Origin of the sequence: Sheuella amnicola, assembly GCF_010499255.1 — a bacterium.
Classification (GTDB): Bacteria; Pseudomonadota; Gammaproteobacteria; order Burkholderiales; family Burkholderiaceae_B; genus Zwartia; species Zwartia amnicola.
In genome coordinates this window covers 306,690-322,064 of record NZ_JAAGRN010000002.1, presented here as the reverse complement: position 1 = coordinate 322,064, position 15,375 = coordinate 306,690, and the positions used below count along the sequence as shown (strand labels likewise).

General features: G+C 52.3%; 13 protein-coding genes. 10 read left to right on the top strand and 3 right to left on the bottom strand.

Annotated elements, in window-relative coordinates; all coding sequences use genetic code 11:
* Positions 1-116: 116 nt before the first annotated feature.
* The 3 genes from argS to G3I67_RS04110 are packed head-to-tail and all read left to right on the top strand — an operon-like array spanning position 117 to position 3,172.
* Positions 117-1,802 carry an arginine--tRNA ligase gene (gene argS / locus G3I67_RS04120; RefSeq protein ID WP_163652116.1) on the top strand — a complete coding sequence of 562 codons (1,686 nt, stop codon included), beginning with the start codon at positions 117-119 and terminating at the stop codon, positions 1,800-1,802.
* Positions 1,803-1,811: 9 nt separating this feature from the next.
* Entirely contained in the window at positions 1,812-2,504 is a 693-nt protein-coding gene (locus G3I67_RS04115) for an SPOR domain-containing protein (protein ID WP_163651809.1), read from the top strand.
* 32 nt (positions 2,505-2,536) lie between these two features.
* Positions 2,537-3,172 carry a thiol:disulfide interchange protein DsbA/DsbL gene (locus G3I67_RS04110; protein ID WP_163651807.1) on the top strand — a complete coding sequence of 212 codons (636 nt, stop codon included), beginning with the start codon at positions 2,537-2,539 and terminating at the stop codon, positions 3,170-3,172.
* Here G3I67_RS04110 and metC read toward each other — a convergent pair.
* Positions 3,162-4,349, bottom strand: a complete 1,188-nt coding sequence (gene metC / locus G3I67_RS04105; protein WP_163651805.1) for a cystathionine beta-lyase — start codon at positions 4,347-4,349, stop codon at positions 3,162-3,164. The genes G3I67_RS04110 and metC overlap by 11 nt on opposite strands.
* A gap of 13 nt (positions 4,350-4,362) precedes the next feature.
* Positions 4,363-5,421 carry an MBL fold metallo-hydrolase gene (locus G3I67_RS04100; protein WP_163651803.1) on the bottom strand — a complete coding sequence of 353 codons (1,059 nt, stop codon included), beginning with the start codon at positions 5,419-5,421 and terminating at the stop codon, positions 4,363-4,365.
* 165 nt (positions 5,422-5,586) lie between these two features.
* Here G3I67_RS04100 and G3I67_RS04095 point away from each other — a divergent pair, with 165 nt between their 5' ends.
* From G3I67_RS04095 to G3I67_RS04065, 7 genes are all read left to right on the top strand, one after another.
* On the top strand, positions 5,587-6,045 hold the full coding sequence (locus G3I67_RS04095; protein WP_163651801.1) for a Smg family protein: 459 nt from the start codon (positions 5,587-5,589) through the stop codon (positions 6,043-6,045).
* Between the two features lie 15 nt (positions 6,046-6,060).
* A complete protein-coding gene (gluQRS, locus tag G3I67_RS04090; protein WP_163651799.1) occupies positions 6,061-6,954 on the top strand; it encodes a tRNA glutamyl-Q(34) synthetase GluQRS in 894 nt (297 codons plus the stop codon).
* A 91-nt stretch (positions 6,955-7,045) separates the two neighbouring features.
* Positions 7,046-9,691 carry a DNA topoisomerase III gene (locus G3I67_RS04085; RefSeq protein WP_163651797.1) on the top strand — a complete coding sequence of 882 codons (2,646 nt, stop codon included), beginning with the start codon at positions 7,046-7,048 and terminating at the stop codon, positions 9,689-9,691.
* Positions 9,692-9,718: 27 nt separating this feature from the next.
* The gene (gene panB, locus G3I67_RS04080) at positions 9,719-10,540 is read left to right on the top strand and encodes a 3-methyl-2-oxobutanoate hydroxymethyltransferase (RefSeq protein WP_163651795.1); all 822 of its coding nucleotides are present in this window, start codon (positions 9,719-9,721) and stop codon (positions 10,538-10,540) included.
* Positions 10,541-10,557: 17 nt separating this feature from the next.
* Positions 10,558-11,082 (top strand): SET domain-containing protein, encoded by a 525-nt coding sequence (locus G3I67_RS04075; protein ID WP_163651793.1) that lies wholly within the window; start codon positions 10,558-10,560, stop codon positions 11,080-11,082.
* Positions 11,083-11,099: 17 nt separating this feature from the next.
* Positions 11,100-11,888 carry a ferritin-like domain-containing protein gene (locus G3I67_RS04070; protein ID WP_163651791.1) on the top strand — a complete coding sequence of 263 codons (789 nt, stop codon included), beginning with the start codon at positions 11,100-11,102 and terminating at the stop codon, positions 11,886-11,888.
* Positions 11,889-11,896: 8 nt separating this feature from the next.
* A complete protein-coding gene (locus tag G3I67_RS04065) occupies positions 11,897-13,465 on the top strand; it encodes a sulfatase-like hydrolase/transferase (RefSeq protein WP_163651789.1) in 1,569 nt (522 codons plus the stop codon).
* Between the two features lie 44 nt (positions 13,466-13,509).
* Here the strand turns inward: G3I67_RS04065 and leuA are convergent, their stop codons facing one another.
* Entirely contained in the window at positions 13,510-15,231 is a 1,722-nt protein-coding gene (gene leuA, locus G3I67_RS04060; protein WP_163651788.1) for a 2-isopropylmalate synthase, read from the bottom strand.
* Positions 15,232-15,375: the final 144 nt, after the last annotated feature.

The window sequence follows — 15,375 nt, the reverse complement described above, 5'->3', positions numbered from 1 at the left end:
CCTAAGGGGTAAAAGGCGCCTAATGGATGCGCCACCGTGTCGTAGCTTACAAGCTAATTCGTGTTTGCCCTAATTCAGGCTATGATTTGAGGCTTCAAATCGTACATTTCAAGCCCATGCTCCCCGAGCAAAAACATACTCTCATTTCCTGTATACAAGCTGTCGTGGCAAGCATTTTGCCCGAAGCGACTCCCAATATCGTGCTTGAGCGTCCTAAAGTGGCCGCCCACGGTGATCTGGCAACCAATGTGGCTATGCAATTAGCTAAGCCTGCCAAACGCAATCCGCGTGAGCTTGCTCAGGCGATTGTGGACGCATTAATTGCGGATCCCGCGGCACGCAAAATAATCGCGGCAGCCGAACTCGCCGGTCCGGGGTTCATTAATTTCAGATTGACGCAAGCGACGCATCAGGCTGTATTGCCCGCGATATCGACTATGCGCGAATCTTATGGTCGGTCGCCTCGCAAGGATCAGAAGGTGTTGGTGGAATTCGTTTCGGCCAACCCGACCGGTCCGCTTCATGTTGGCCATGCGAGGCAGGCAGCCCTTGGCGATGCGTTATGCCGTCTTTTCGATGCCAGCGGCCACGATGTGAGTCGCGAGTTTTATTACAACGATGCAGGCAACCAAATCCACAACTTGAGTATTAGCGTGCAAGCGCGCGGTCGAGGAATGTCGACCGACCATCCCGAATATCCCGAGGATGGATACAAAGGCGATTACATTGCCGATATCGCAAAAGACTTTCTCGAGAATCGGACGGTGAGCGCAAGCGATGGCGAGCCCGTTCAGGCAAATGGCGACATTGATGACCTCGAAAATATCCGTCGATTTGCGGTGACATATCTACGCCGGGAACAAGATCTGGATTTACAGGCCTTTGGCCTGGTGTTTGATCACTATTACTTGGAAAGTTCGCTTTACACGACTGGCCGCGTGGAAGATACGGTGACCAAGCTTGTTTCAAGTGGCCATACTTACGAAAGCGAAGGCGCATTGTGGTTGCGCACGACCGAGCTGGGTACGGGCGATGACAAGGATCGTGTCATGCGTAAATCCGAGGGTGGTTACACGTATTTTGTACCTGATATCGCATACCACGTGACCAAATGGCAACGTGGTTTCAAGCAAGCCGTCAATATTCAGGGCAGTGATCATCACGGCACGGTCGCAAGGGTGCGTGCAGGCCTCCAAGCTTTATCGATGGGCATTCCGGCCGATTACCCTTCCTACATTTTGCACAAGATGGTCAAGGTCATGCGAGGAGGCGAAGAGGTCAAGATCTCCAAGCGGGCCGGAAGTTATGTCACGATGCGTGATCTAATTGATTGGGTCGGACGAGATGCCGTGCGTTTCTTTTTGATTCAGCGCCGTGCAGACACGGAGTTCGTGTTTGATTTGGATCTGGCGCTCTCCAAAAGCGAAGAAAACCCGGTTTATTACATTCAATATGCCCATGCAAGAATTTGCTCGATGCTGGCCACGGCCGCGCTGGATCAAGTCGCATTGGATTCAGCTTCAATCGAGCTGTTGGTTGCACCGACCGAGCTGTCTTTAATGCAGCGTCTTGCCGAGTTTCCGACTTTGGTGTCCGAAGCGGCACAAGAGTTGTCTCCGCATTTAGTCGCCTTCTGGTTGCGTGACTGCGCTTCGGATTTTCATGCCTGGTACAACGCAGAGAGAGTGTTGGTCGATGATGTAGATCTTAAGCTCGCGCGTCTACGCCTGGCCGATGCGACGCGCCAGGTTTTGGCCAATGGTCTTGAATTGTTGGGTGTCAGTGCCCCTGAACGGATGTAAGGAAATCAGATGGCTAAGCGAAGCTCGTCCGGAGGTGGTGGTAGCACGATCTATGGCGTGTTGGCCGGATTATTGATCGGATTAATGGTTGCAGCGGCAGTGGCCTATTATGTGGTGAAGGCTCCTTCCCCTTTTGTGGACAAGGCAAGTAGACAGCCGGAATCAACTGCTAGACCCGACCCCCGAAATGCGCCGGATCCTAATGCGGCACTAGGTGTTCGTGATACGACACCAATCCCTCCCTCAGCCATTGGTGAGGCCCCAATTAATTCATCCGGCGACAAAAGCGCGGAATCAACGAATAAAAAACCATCCGCAGGTAAGGATGAGTTGGGTGCGCTGATAGCGACACTCTCGCCGACTTCACCGACTGAGCCGCAGGCGCGAGTTGAAAAACCCCGTACAGAGCCGCGCAAGGAAACGGCGAAAGATGCCGCAAAAGAATCTTCCGCAGCCGGTCAACAAAATGCTGGCAGTACTTATTATCTGCAGGCGGGTTCATTCAAGGTGCTTGAAGATGCAGAAGCGTTGCGGGCCAGACTGATTATGATGGGCTTGCAAGTCGAGATCCAGCGCGCGGAAGTCAATGGCATCCAGTTCAATCGGGTGCGAGTTGGCCCGTTCTCCAAAATCGACGATATGAATAAAGTTCGTGCGCGCTTGGGAGAAGAAAAAATCGTGACGGCAGTCGTCCGACAATAGTTTGTTTCTCATTTATTGAAGGCAGAATTTTCATGAGACTTTTATCACTTGCTCGATTGTTTGGCATTGCGACAGCAGCTGCGGCGTTGTTTTTTTCTCCTGCAGGTATGACGCAAGGCGCATCCAAGGCAAAATTTTCGGAAATCAATCCTGCCCAGCCGACCGAACCGGGCAAGATTGAGGTGCTTGAGTTTTTTGCCTATTCTTGTCCTCATTGCGCCGTGCTTGAGCCGATGACTGCGAAGTGGACCAAGACCCTGCCGTCCGATGTTGTGGTCAGGCAAGTGCCGGTTGCTTTTAACGCCGGCATGAAGCCGTTACAGAATCTGTATTACGCACTTGAGGCCTTGAATCGCCTGGATCTGCATCCAAAAGTATTTGCAGCCATTCACCAGGAAAAAAAGCGTTTGTTCACGAAACCGGAAATCGTGACCTGGGCAGTGTCGCAGGGCTTGGATAAGGCTAAATTCGAGTCGACCTTCGATTCATTTGGCGTGCAATCGAAGTCGACTCGCGCAGAGCAACTGACCAACGCCTACCGCATACAAGGCACACCTTCCCTGGCGGTCGGCGGCAAGTTCATCACGTCACCGTCCGAGGCGGGCGGTTACCAGGAAACTATCGATGTGGCGGCAGGGTTGGTTAAACAACTCGGTATCAAGCAGTAATCTTGTCTAGGGCCTGGGTCAAGTCTTCGATCAGATCCTGAACAGACTCCAGGCCGATGTGAAGACGGATTAGGGCGTGCCCCTTTCCTGTCCAGTAAGCATGGGTGCTAAGTGCGGCGGGATCAACCCACTGCACCAGGCTTTCAAAGCCACCCCAAGAAAACCCGATACCAAATAGTGTCAATGCATTGACGAATTTTTTCGCGGCTTCGGGGGTGCAGTTCAACTCTATCGCCAACATACCATTGGATCCGCTGCAGTCGCGTTGCCATAGCGCATAGCCCGGATCCTTGTGCCAAGCTGGGTGGTAGATGCGCACAACCTCTTTGCGTGAATCGAGGAATTCGCAAACCTCAAGTGCGCTTTTTCCGTGGTGCGGCATCCTGACCGCCATGGTTTTAACGCCCCGCAGCGCAAGCCAGACATCGTCCGCACTGATCGAGTTGCCCATTGCATGTTGAGTCGCGTGGATGCGTGCGGCGATTTTAGGATCTTTGACCACGATCGCACCCAGCATGATGTCCGAATGGCCGCCTATGTATTTAGTGCCGGCAATCACCGATACATCCGCGCCAAGATCAAGGGGGCGATATATGTAGCCGTTGCCCCACGTGTTGTCGGTAACAAGTGGGATGTTGTTTGCGTTTGCGACGGATGCGATGGCCGACATGTCGAACATCTCGAACAAAAGCGAACCGGGCGCTTCGACATAAATCATCCTGGTGTTGGGCTGGATAAGATCGGCAACATTGTCTCGACCCGCCGCAAAGTAGGTCACTTCAATGCCTAAATCCTTGAGCAGAGTGCGGTCAAGGTTGCGAACCGGGCCATAGACGCAGTCCGCAACGAGTACATGGTCACCCGACTTGAGAAGCGCAAACATCGCGATGGTGATGGCAAGCAGGCCGGAGGGGGCGAGAACGCAATATGAACCGCCTTCTAGCTCCATGATGACCTCTTCAAGAGCACGGTGCGTATCCAGTCCGGAAATGCCGTAGGTCACCACGCGTTCTCCGGCCATACGTTTGGCAATGGCTTTGTCGAGAAGGTCGAGATTTTTAAAACGCAGCGTACTGGTTCGAATGGAGGGGATACTGACTGGAGCGGTTCCCGATTCCGGATCAAATGGCGCGCTGCCGATATGCACTAATTTCGTATCAAGGTGATGTGTGGTCATTTAGGGCAAGTCCTTAAATTTTCGTAAAACGGATAATTCCGTCGGTGCCGATGGCGCGTGAAAGCTTTCCTTCGAAGTAAAGGGCATGCAGATGAGCGATCACTTCTCCCATCGCAAAAGTTGTTTGATGCAGATCTAGCTTGCGTTTAAACATGATCGGCAAAATGTCGGTCGCGGACTTTGGTGTGACACAGGCTTCAAGAACCTCATGCAGGCGTTCGGCGTGGTGCTCGTGTTGTTGCCTGATTCGTTCGTGCATTCCTTTAAACGGACGGCCATGCGATGGCAGCACTAGCGTGTCCGTTGCCAGAGGCATATAGGCATCCAGAGAGCTAAGGTAAGCAGGCAATGGATTACCCATCGGCTCATGGTCGAATACGCTGATATTGGTCGAGATGCGCGGTAAAAGCATGTCGCCTGAAATCAGGATCTTTTTGTCGGCGCAGTATAGGGAAATGTGTTCGGGTGCGTGTCCGTAGCCCGTGATGGCTTGCCAGACATGACCGCCAATTGTGATTTTCGAGCCGTTGAAGATGCGAACGAATGTCTCGGGCACAGCTGGAACAAGGCCGGAGTAATAACTGGAGCGCGCGCGCACTTTTTCCTGTGAGTCCGGGTCCACCAGCCCATGGCGGGCAAGATGCAAGAAGGCGCTTTCACCCCCGGAAGCCCCTCCATTATTCTGCGAGGACCAGAGTTTTGCGGCCATGTAATCGGTCATGCTCATTTCGAGCGCTACGTTCCAGCGCTCGCAAAGCCAGTGTGCCAATCCAACATGGTCAGGGTGCATGTGCGTGACAATGACGCGCAACACCGGAAGCCCTTCAAGTTGTGTATCGAAGATTTTTTCCCAAAGGGTTTTGACCTCGTCGCGACATATTCCGCAATCGACGATGGTCCAGCCATCCACGCCATCGATACGATCTCGCAATAGCCACAAATTAATGTGATCCAGAGCAAAGGGCAAAGGCATCCTGATCCAGCGCACTCCCTCAGCGAGCTCCATGGTGCTGCCCGGCTCGGGCATGGCGTCACCGTGAGGGTAATGCAACTGATGTTCTTGAGGATTCATTGCGATTCGATCTCCGGATGTGATGGTTTTGTCTGGCTCATCATAAATTACGTGGATCTGAACGCAAAACGACCTGCCCAAATCATAGTGCTAGCCCGAAAGTTGTCGGTTTTCTGATTTACAGGTAGAGTAAGGCTACATTGATTTAAAACAGGAGCCTGAGCTATGTTTGACATTCTGGTTTACCTGTTCGAGAACTACTACACCCCTGAGTCCTGTCCGTCGGCGGATGTGTTGGCAAAGCGGTTGGCTGCAGCCGGGTTTGAGCATACCGATATCGACGAAGCGCTGGGTTGGTTAGTCGGTCTCGCGGAAACGACCGAGCAGTGTGTCGGATTGTCCCGGTCCCCGGGACGCGGTACACGAGTCTATGCCGAGAGCGAGCAGCAATTTCTTGGTGCCGAGCCGATTGGTTTCATCACATTCCTCGAGGCTACCGGAGCATTATCTCCGGTGCTGCGTGAAATCGTCATTGATCGCGCCATGGCAACGTCAGGTTCGCCCATGACATTGCAAAAAATCAAGATCATCGCCTTGATGGTGTTATGGAGTCAGGAGGCGGAGGTAGACCATCTGATCCTGGAAGAGCTGCTTCGTGACGACGAGTACCGCTTGTTGCACTGACTAGTGGTGTAAGTTTTGAAGTACGTCGGACGGTTTGCCCCGAGCCCGAGTGGCCCGCTTCATCTTGGATCTGTGGTGGCCGCATGCGCCAGTTATGTTGACGCGCAGGCGCATGGTGGTCGCTGGCTGATACGGATGGAGGATCTCGATACGCCCAGAATGATGCCAGGGGCCGCCGAGTTCATACTGAACCAGCTTGATTCGCTCGGAATGCGAACGCAAGATCCTATTTTGTATCAATCTGAACGATTATGTCATTATCAGTCGGCATTTGATCGTCTTTTGTCGCTAAATGCAGTCTATCCGTGCGGATGTACCCGAAGAGAAATCGCGGACTCCGCGCTGAGACTTCAGGGAAGTCTTCCTGAAGGAGAACGACCCTACCCCGGAACATGCCGACAGGGCCTGCCAGAGGGGCGTCAGGCGCTTTCATGGCGCCTCCGGGTACCGGAGGGCATCTGGCGCTTTCGCGATCGTTGGTTAGGTCCAATGGAGCAGGATGTCGCACGGGCGGTAGGTGATTTTGTTCTGAAGCGTGCCGACGGGATCTGGGCGTACCAATTGGCGGTCGTGGTGGACGATGCGGCACAAGGGGTGACGCATATTGTCCGGGGGCAGGATTTGTTGTCCAGCACGGCGCGGCAGCAACAATTGGCGACTTTGCTTGGGTACGAGGTCCCTGAAGTTTTGCATGTTCCCTTGGTGATGGATGCAAATGGGCTGAAACTTTCCAAACAAAACCATGCGAATCCCGTTGATTTGACTCGTCCTTTGGAAACGTTGCAAAACGCCTGGGTTGCATTGGGTTTTGAAAAGCCGAATGTTAAAAATACTCAGGATTTTTGGGTCGAAGCGACCCGCGTTTGGGTGCAACGGCTGAGTCGTGCTAACTTGCACGTCATCAATTAGTGCTTTTATGATCCTATCCGCTAGACTGATCTGACATTGAAGAGTTCAGATTATTGATATTGGCAAGAATAAAAGCCATCCCTGGAAAAGAATGACTAAGACATTGATCATTGCTGAGAAACCCTCGGTTGCACTCGATATCTCGCGTGCATTGGGTGGGTTTACGCGCGAAGGCGACTACTTTGAAAGCGAAAAATACGTACTTTCATCCAGTGTCGGCCATTTGCTGAGTTTGATCGCACCGAACGATCCTGTGAAGGGCAAGTGGAGCTTTACCCATTTGCCGGTGATTCCTCCCGCGTTCGAGATCAATCCTTCCGACAAAAAAGCCGCCGAGCGTCTAAAGATGTTGGTGCGACTAATCAAGCGCAAAGATGTCAGTGCGTTGATCAACGCATGCGACGCGGGTCGCGAAGGGGAATTGATTTTCAGATACATCCAGCAGTACGCCGGACAGAGTAAACCAGTGCAACGGTTATGGTTGCAATCCATGACTCAGGATGCGATTCGTCAGGCGTTTGCGAATCTGAGATCGGATGACTCAATGAAGCCGCTGGAAGCTGCGGCCAGATCGCGTGCAGAAGCGGATTGGTTGGTGGGTATTAATGGCACGCGTGCCATGACGGCGTTCAACAGTAAGGATGGTGGATTTTTCAAAACGCCAGTAGGTCGTGTGCAGACACCGACACTGGCAATTGTTGCCGAGCGTGAAGAGAAAATCCGCAACTTCAAGCCTCGTGATTATTGGGAAGTGCGGGCAACGTTTGTCGCTGCAGCGGGCATTTATGAAGGCCGGTGGTTTGATGAAAAGTTTGTCAAACATCCCACCGATGCGGAGCAGAAAGATAACAGACTGTGGTCTGAAGCGGCTGCCAAGAGTATTGTTGCCGCCTGTCGCGATCAACCCGGTACCGTCAAGGAAGAATCGAAACCCAAGACAGAGGCATCGCCGGGATTGTTCGATCTGACTTCTTTGCAGCGCGAGGCAAACGGACGTTTTGGATTTTCTGCCAAAACTACGCTTGCTTTGGCACAAAGCTTGTATGAGCGCTACAAGGCACTTACCTATCCGCGAACAGATTCACGTTATTTGCCCGAGGACTATCTGAACACCGTGAAAGAAACGGTTGCCGGATTGGCAGAGGGACAGGGTGTATCGAAGGGCGTGGCCACTCATGCCGCCACCATTACGAAGAATGGATGGATCAAGCCTAATAAGCGGATTTTCGATGATAAGAAAGTGTCTGACCACTTCGCGATCATTCCGACGTTGCAGGTGCCGAAAGAACTTGGCGAGGCAGAAGCCAAAATATACGATCTGGTCGTTAAGCGCTTTCTGGCGATCTTTTTTCCGTCCGCCGAATATCGCATGACGACGCGCACGACAACGGTGCAATCGCACACGTTCAAAACGGAAGGCAAGGTTCTGGTTTCGCCGGGATGGCTTGCGGTATACGGCCGGGAGGCTCAGGGCGAAGATGCAACGCTGGTCCCGGTCGAGCCGAACGAAAAGGTGCGCACAGAAGATATTGAAACGGTAGGCTTGGCCACCAGACCGCCTGCCCGATATAACGAGGCAACCTTGCTATCAGCAATGGAAGGTGCGGGCAAGCTCGTCGAGGATGATGAGTTGCGTCAGGCTATGTCGCAAAATGGACTGGGTACGCCTGCAACGCGCGCATCGATTATCGAAGGATTGTTGAACGAAAGCTATTTGCGCCGTGAAGGGCGGGATTTGGTTCCGACAGCCAAAGCGCGTCAATTGATGACCTTGCTCAACGGGCTGGACGTCAAAGAGTTGACATCGCCCGAACTGACGGGAGAGTGGGAACATAAGCTTAAGCAGATCGAACAGGGAGGATTGGAGCGAACCGCCTTCATGCGCGAAATTGCCCAGATGACGCAGGTCATCGTAAAGCGCGCGAAAGAATACGATCGCGATACTGTTCCCGGCGACTATGTGACGTTGACGACCCCTTGTCCCAAATGCGGCAGCGTGGTGAAGGAAAACTATCGTCGCTATGCTTGTACCAGTTGTGACTTTTCTATCGGCAAACATCCTGGCGGCAGAACGTTTGAACAATCTGAAGTCGAGCAGTTGCTGGCGGATCGTCAAATCGGACCGTTGCAGGGCTTTATCAGCAAAATGGGACGCCCGTTTGCCGCGATTCTCAAATTGGATCAGGACAGCAAGCTCGAATTCGATTTCGGTCAGCGCGATGAAGAGTCTAGCGAGCCCGTCGATTTTTCTGGTCACGTGTCTTTAGGTGCCTGCCCCAAGTGTGGGGGACAGGTTTTCGAACATGGCATGAGTTACATTTGCGAGAAATCGGTTGGACCGGAAAGAAGCTGCGACTTCCGTTCGGGCAAAGTGATCTTGCAACAGGAGATCAGCGCCGAGCAAATGACAAAACTGCTTACGCAAGGCAAAACGGATTTGCTTGAAGGTTTTGTTTCAAGCCGGACCAATCGCAAGTTCAAGGCATTTTTGTCGCGCGGAGCTGATGGAAAGGTTGGATTCGAGTTCGAACCTCGCCCTGAAAAGCCGGGTGGAAAAACGACTGCCAGGGCAAGCAAGGCTGCGACTAAGACCGCTGCGAAAACGCCTTCGAAAACTGCTGTTAAGAAAGCGACGAAGACAGCTACGAAGACTGCCGCTAAGCGAGCAACCAAAACGGCAGTAAAGAAGACGGTTAAAAAGACCGCCAGGAAGACGGATGATTCCGATGCAGTCTAGTAACGAAAAGCATCGTCGGGGGATGATATGAGTACCCATGCAGAAATAAAAAGAGTGACGGTGCCGCAATTGCGCGCGTGCAAAGGTCAACGCAAGATTGCAGCGCTGACAGCGCATAATTTTTCTACTGCTCGAATCATCGACGAATATCTCGACTTCATCTTGATCGGAGATTCAACAGCGATGGTGGCGTATGGGTTGCCGAACACTCTGTCAATTACGCTTGAGCAAATTGCACAACATACGGCGGCAGTAGTTCGCGCAACCAAGCATGCGTGCATCGTTGCCGATATGCCGTTTGGCACGTATCAGGAGTCGCTTGAACAGGCATTCCGAAATGCGGCTTATCTGGTCAGTCACGGAGCTGATGCCGTCAAGCTTGAAGGTGGAGCGGTGATGGCCCCAACGATCGAGTTTCTGGTCGCTCGCGGAATCCCCGTGCTTGCCCACGTGGGCCTGATGCCTCAATATGTGAATACGATGGGTGGCTATCTTGCGCAGGGTAAAACCCCGGATGCCGCTGCGCGTATTTTGGGTGATGCCAAGGCCCATGAACAGGCTGGCGCCTTTGGCGTTGTGCTCGAGGGCGTGGCCGAAGCGTTAGGTACTGAAATCACCGAACAATTATCGATACCTACGATTGGCATTGGCGCTTCGGTTTCATGTGATGGACAGATTCTTGTCACCGAAGACATGTTGGGCTTGAGTGGCGAGCGTGTTCCGAAATTCGTCAAACGATACGCAAATCTTGAAGAGTCCATGCGAAGTGCAGTTCAGCGCTATGCAGACGAAGTGCGTGCATCGAAATTCCCTGAACCCCAGCATTGTTTTGCCGTAAAACGCAGCTAAATTTTTGATCGATTCTGATGACAAACTCCGAAAAGCCTTGGCATATCGTTAAAACATCCAAAATACATGGCAACGGAGTGTTTGCCGCTCGTGCAATACCGGCCGGGACCAAAATCATCGAGTATGCAGGCACAACGATTAGCGCCAAAGAGGCCGATCGTCGCCACCCAACCAATCCCGATGATCCGTTTCATACATTTTTCTTTTCTCTTAGCTCCGGCAAAGTGATTGATGGGGACGATCACGGTAATGATGCGCGGTGGATTAATCATGCTTGCGAACCAAACTGCGAAAGCTCCGAAGGCAGGGGTGGCAAGCGTGTTTACATTATGGCTAAACGCGATATCAAGCGCGGGGAAGAGTTGAATTACGATTATGGCCTGGTGATCGACGACGAAAAACCGACCAAAAAACTCAAGCTCCAATATCAGTGCCGATGTGGAGCGCCGACTTGTCGCGGCACCATGCTTGCCTTGCCTGATAAAAAGTCCAAGCCAAAAAAGAAAGACAAAAAAGAAAAGAAATCCGAAAAAATCGAATAAGTCTTTTGGCGACTCGAATGGATCTGAGACTTGCCGCGCAGACTGCTCTTTGCCTCACCGGTTGGGAAGAAAAAAACCGGTTGATGCGCCTTGTCGATACAGCAGCGCCAGTTGATACGGTTCGTATTATTCCGACAGTGATTGGAATTCCCGGTAGGCCTGATATTGAGTTGGTGCCACCCGCACAATTGCGACAACGCAGTGTTCATACGGTTGAAGGTCGTGCGGTTTTGATCCATGCGCTGGCGCATATTGAGTTTAATGCGATCAATCTGGCGTTGGATATTGTGTGGCGGTTTGCAGGCATGCCGGAATCGTTTTATCGCCAGTGGTTTGAGGTCGCCAAAGAAGAGGCGTTTCATTTCGAACTGTTGAATCAACATTTGTTGTCTCTCGGCTATCGATATGGTGATTTTCCGGCGCATGATGGATTATGGGAAATGTCCGAACGCACTCAGGAAGATGTGTTGGCAAGAATCGCCCTTGTTCCGCGCACGCTCGAGGCGCGCGGCCTGGATGCATCGCCTGCTGTACGGCATAAGCTAGCCAGTGGTGGAGATCCAAAAGGCGCCGCGATTATCGATATTATTTTGCGCGATGAAATCGGGCATGTCGCGCTTGGCAATGAATGGTACAGATGGTTGTGCGTCGAGCGTAGTCTCGACCCCGTGGAAACATTCACCGAGTTAGCCATCAAGTATCGTGCCCCGGTGTTAAAAGGCCCTTTCAATCTTGACGCGCGTCGAGCGGCCGGATTCGGAGAAGATGAACTCGTTAAATTGGGTCAGCCTTATCAGGCTCGATAAATAAAGATATGTCCAACACGCAGAATATCCTGTTCATCATGGCGGATCAGTTGCGATTCGATCATCTTGGAATGGCCGGTCACCCGTACTTGAAAACAGCCAATCTTGACGCGCTTGCCAGGCGCGGCGTGACCTTCAGTCGCGCTTTCGTCAATTCCGGGATTTGCGGTCCATCGAGAATGAGTTACTACACCGGCCGCTATCCATCGAGCCATGGAGCGACATGGAACCGCGTGCCTTTATCGATTGGCGAAATCACTTTTGGCGAGTATCTGAAACATGCCGGTCGGGAGCTTGTCCTTGCTGGTAAAACGCATGTCAATTCAGATCTGATGAATTTAAAGCGTTTGGGAATGGAGGGTGATTCGGAGTTGACATATCTGCTTCGGCGTGGGTATTTCAAGGAGCTGGATCGTTATGATGGACATCACTCACCTGGTGACGAAAGTGGATATCCCGCATATCTGAAGCGTCACGGTTATGTGTCAGACGATCCCTGGACCGATTACGTCATTGCCGCGCAAGCTCCAAATGGCGAAATCGTCAGTGGATGGCATATGCGTAATGTGCATCTGCCCGCGCGTGTGGCCGAACAACATTCCGAAACTGCGTACATGACAGATCAGGCGCTTGGGTTCATGAAGAAGATGGGTTCGCGACCCTGGGTGCTGCATTTAAGTTACGTTAAACCGCATTGGCCATATATGGCACCGGCGCCATATCACAATATGTATTCTGCGGACCAGTGCTTGCCTGTCAATCGAAGCGAAGCGGAGCGTCAACACGCACATCCCGTTGTAGCCGCCTATCGACAGCATGAGGAAAGTCAGAACTTTAGTCGCGACGAATGCGTCAGACTAGTTCGGCCGGCGTATCAGGGATTGATTCACCAACTCGATGATCATCTTGGACGCGTATTCGACTACATGGAGCGTGCAGGCCTGATGCGTAACACCATGATTGTGTTTACATCCGATCACGGTGATTTGTTGGGTGATCATTGGCTCGGCGAAAAAGAGTTGTTTTACGACGCTGTTCAGAAAGTGCCCTGCATTATTTATGATCCCGATCCGGCGGCAGATGCGACGCGAGGGATGATTGATGACCGCTTTGTCGAGTCCGTTGATATGGTTCCTACGTTTCTGGATGCGCTTAATGTGCCCATAGCCACCGAGCGTGTCGAAGGACGTAGTCTGTTGCCGCTGCTTCGATCCGCCGATCTGTCGCTCCCTTGGCGGCATGCGGTATTTTCCGAGCTGGATTACAGCTATCGACAAGCGCGAGTTTTATTAGGTAAAGAGTTGCATCAATGTCGTGCGTATTCGATGCGTACAGATCGCTGGCGTTATGTTTACTGGTTGGATGAACCTGAGCAATTGTTTGATCTGCAGGCGGACCCGGAGGAGCTGAATGATCTTGGCAAGGATGGTTTACATCTGACTTTGCGTGAAGAGTTCCGAACACAATTACTGGATTGGTTGGCCAGGCGTAAGCATCGCGTAACGATGACCGATGATGCTGTTGAGCGGGCAACGAATGGCCATAAACGGGCCGGAGTATTTTACGGACAGTGGTAGAAAAAAACGCCCCGAAGGGCGTTTTCGATCGTAGATCGTCAGGCTTAGGCTGAAACGGACTCGGCCGATTGCTTGCTGACGACAGAAGCTGCGCCATTCGCCGCGATGTGACGGTTGAACGCGCTGAGAACCGCTTTAAATGATGCAGTTACGATATCGCGATCGATACCGACACCAAATCCGGTTGGAGCATCCGCGATCCTGACTTCCGTGTAGCAGGCGGCGCGCGTATCGGTGCCGGTTCCGATTGCGTGCTCATGATAATCCATGATGCGTGCCGAAATACCCAGGCAGTCGACGAATGCCGAAATCGCACCGTCTCCGGATCCTGACAGCGTGCGACGCTTACCGTCCACTTCGAACTCTGCTTCGATAGTGAAGTGTTGTCCTTCAGCGGCGGTCGGATCACCGGTAATGCGATGTTTGATCAGCTTCCATGGTGTTGTCTGCAACAAGTATTCTTTGCTGAAAATATCGTACACATCGCCAGACGTGACTTCGCGACCTGTCTCATCGGTGACGCGTTGTATGGCGCGACTGAATTCGATTTGCAGGCGGCGAGGCAAGACCAAACCGTGCTCCTGTTCAAGCAGATAGGACACTCCACCTTTGCCCGATTGGCTATTGACCCGGATCACAGCATCGTAACTGCGACCGAGATCGGCCGGATCGATGGGCAGGTAGGGAACTTCCCAGATTGCATCTGCTTTCTGAACGGCGAAGCCCTTTTTGATAGCGTCCTGATGTGAACCGGAAAACGCCGTGAATACCAGATCGCCCGCGTAGGGATGACGAGGATGGACGGGCAGTTGGTTACAGTCTTCAACGCAGCGGCGCACTTCATCGATATCCGAGAAGTCGAGGCCGGGGTGAATGCCTTGCGTGTAGAGATTCAATGCCAATGTGACCAGATCGACGTTGCCGGTGCGTTCACCATTACCGAAGAGACAGCCTTCAACGCGGTCACCGCCGGCCATGATGCCCAGTTCCGCCGCCGCAACGGCAGTACCGCGATCGTTGTGCGGATGAAGGCTAATGATGATGCTGTCGCGCTTGTTCAGATTGTTGTGCATATATTCAATCTGATCGGCATACATGTTTGGAGTCGTCGCCTCGATCGTGGCGGGCAAGTTATAGATAATTTTTTTCTGTGGAGTTGGTTTCCAGACTTCGGTCACGGCATTGCAAACTTCAAGCGCGAAGTCGGGCTCCGTGGTGCTGAAGACTTCAGGCGAGTATTCGTAAAACCAATTGGTTTCAGGATGTTTTGCCATGCACGCCATGACGCACTTGGTACCTTCGATCGCAACTTGTTTGACTTCTTCGCGATTCATGTTGAAAACGATGCGACGAAATCCGGGCGCACAGGCGTTGTACAAGTGGATCATGGCCTGTTTGGCACCGGCCGCTGCTTCAACTGTACGTTCGATCAGTTCAGGACGAGCCTGTGTCAGGGCGATGATGGTGACATCATCGGGTATGCGCTTTTCGTCTACCAATGCCCGAACAAAGTCGTAATCGGTTTGAGAAGCTGACGGAAATCCCACTTCGATTTCCTTAAAGCCGATTTTGATCAGCATGTCAAAGAAGCGAAGTTTGCGCTCCACGCTCATGGGTTCGATCAAGGACTGATTGCCGTCACGCAGATCGGTGCTCATCCAAATGGGCGGATGGGTAATCCGCTTGCTTGGCCATGTTCGTTCGGAAAAATCACGTTCGAAGGGTTTGAATGGAACGTATTTTGTAGCGGGATTCTTAAGCATCATTTACCTCGAGTCAATTTCTGTGACAGCGGAACGAAAAATACGCATCCGGAGTCTTTTGTCGGTTTTTTGCCGACTGTCGGCCCATAGCCGGTTAAATTATTTGGAATTCAGGGATGAAACTAGTGGCGGATGGCTGCCGGACTG

Coding starts and splice junctions, on each gene's coding strand:
- argS (WP_163652116.1), top strand. CDS start 117: ATGCTCCCCGAGCAAAAACATACTCTCATTTCCTGTATACAAGCTGTC.
- G3I67_RS04115 (WP_163651809.1), top strand. CDS start 1,812: ATGGCTAAGCGAAGCTCGTCCGGAGGTGGTGGTAGCACGATCTATGGC.
- G3I67_RS04110 (WP_163651807.1), top strand. CDS start 2,537: ATGAGACTTTTATCACTTGCTCGATTGTTTGGCATTGCGACAGCAGCT.
- metC (WP_163651805.1), bottom strand. CDS start 4,349: ATGACCACACATCACCTTGATACGAAATTAGTGCATATCGGCAGCGCG.
- G3I67_RS04100 (WP_163651803.1), bottom strand. CDS start 5,421: ATGAATCCTCAAGAACATCAGTTGCATTACCCTCACGGTGACGCCATG.
- G3I67_RS04095 (WP_163651801.1), top strand. CDS start 5,587: ATGTTTGACATTCTGGTTTACCTGTTCGAGAACTACTACACCCCTGAG.
- G3I67_RS04085 (WP_163651797.1), top strand. CDS start 7,046: ATGACTAAGACATTGATCATTGCTGAGAAACCCTCGGTTGCACTCGAT.
- panB (WP_163651795.1), top strand. CDS start 9,719: ATGAGTACCCATGCAGAAATAAAAAGAGTGACGGTGCCGCAATTGCGC.
- G3I67_RS04075 (WP_163651793.1), top strand. CDS start 10,558: ATGACAAACTCCGAAAAGCCTTGGCATATCGTTAAAACATCCAAAATA.
- G3I67_RS04070 (WP_163651791.1), top strand. CDS start 11,100: ATGGATCTGAGACTTGCCGCGCAGACTGCTCTTTGCCTCACCGGTTGG.
- G3I67_RS04065 (WP_163651789.1), top strand. CDS start 11,897: ATGTCCAACACGCAGAATATCCTGTTCATCATGGCGGATCAGTTGCGA.
- leuA (WP_163651788.1), bottom strand. CDS start 15,231: ATGATGCTTAAGAATCCCGCTACAAAATACGTTCCATTCAAACCCTTC.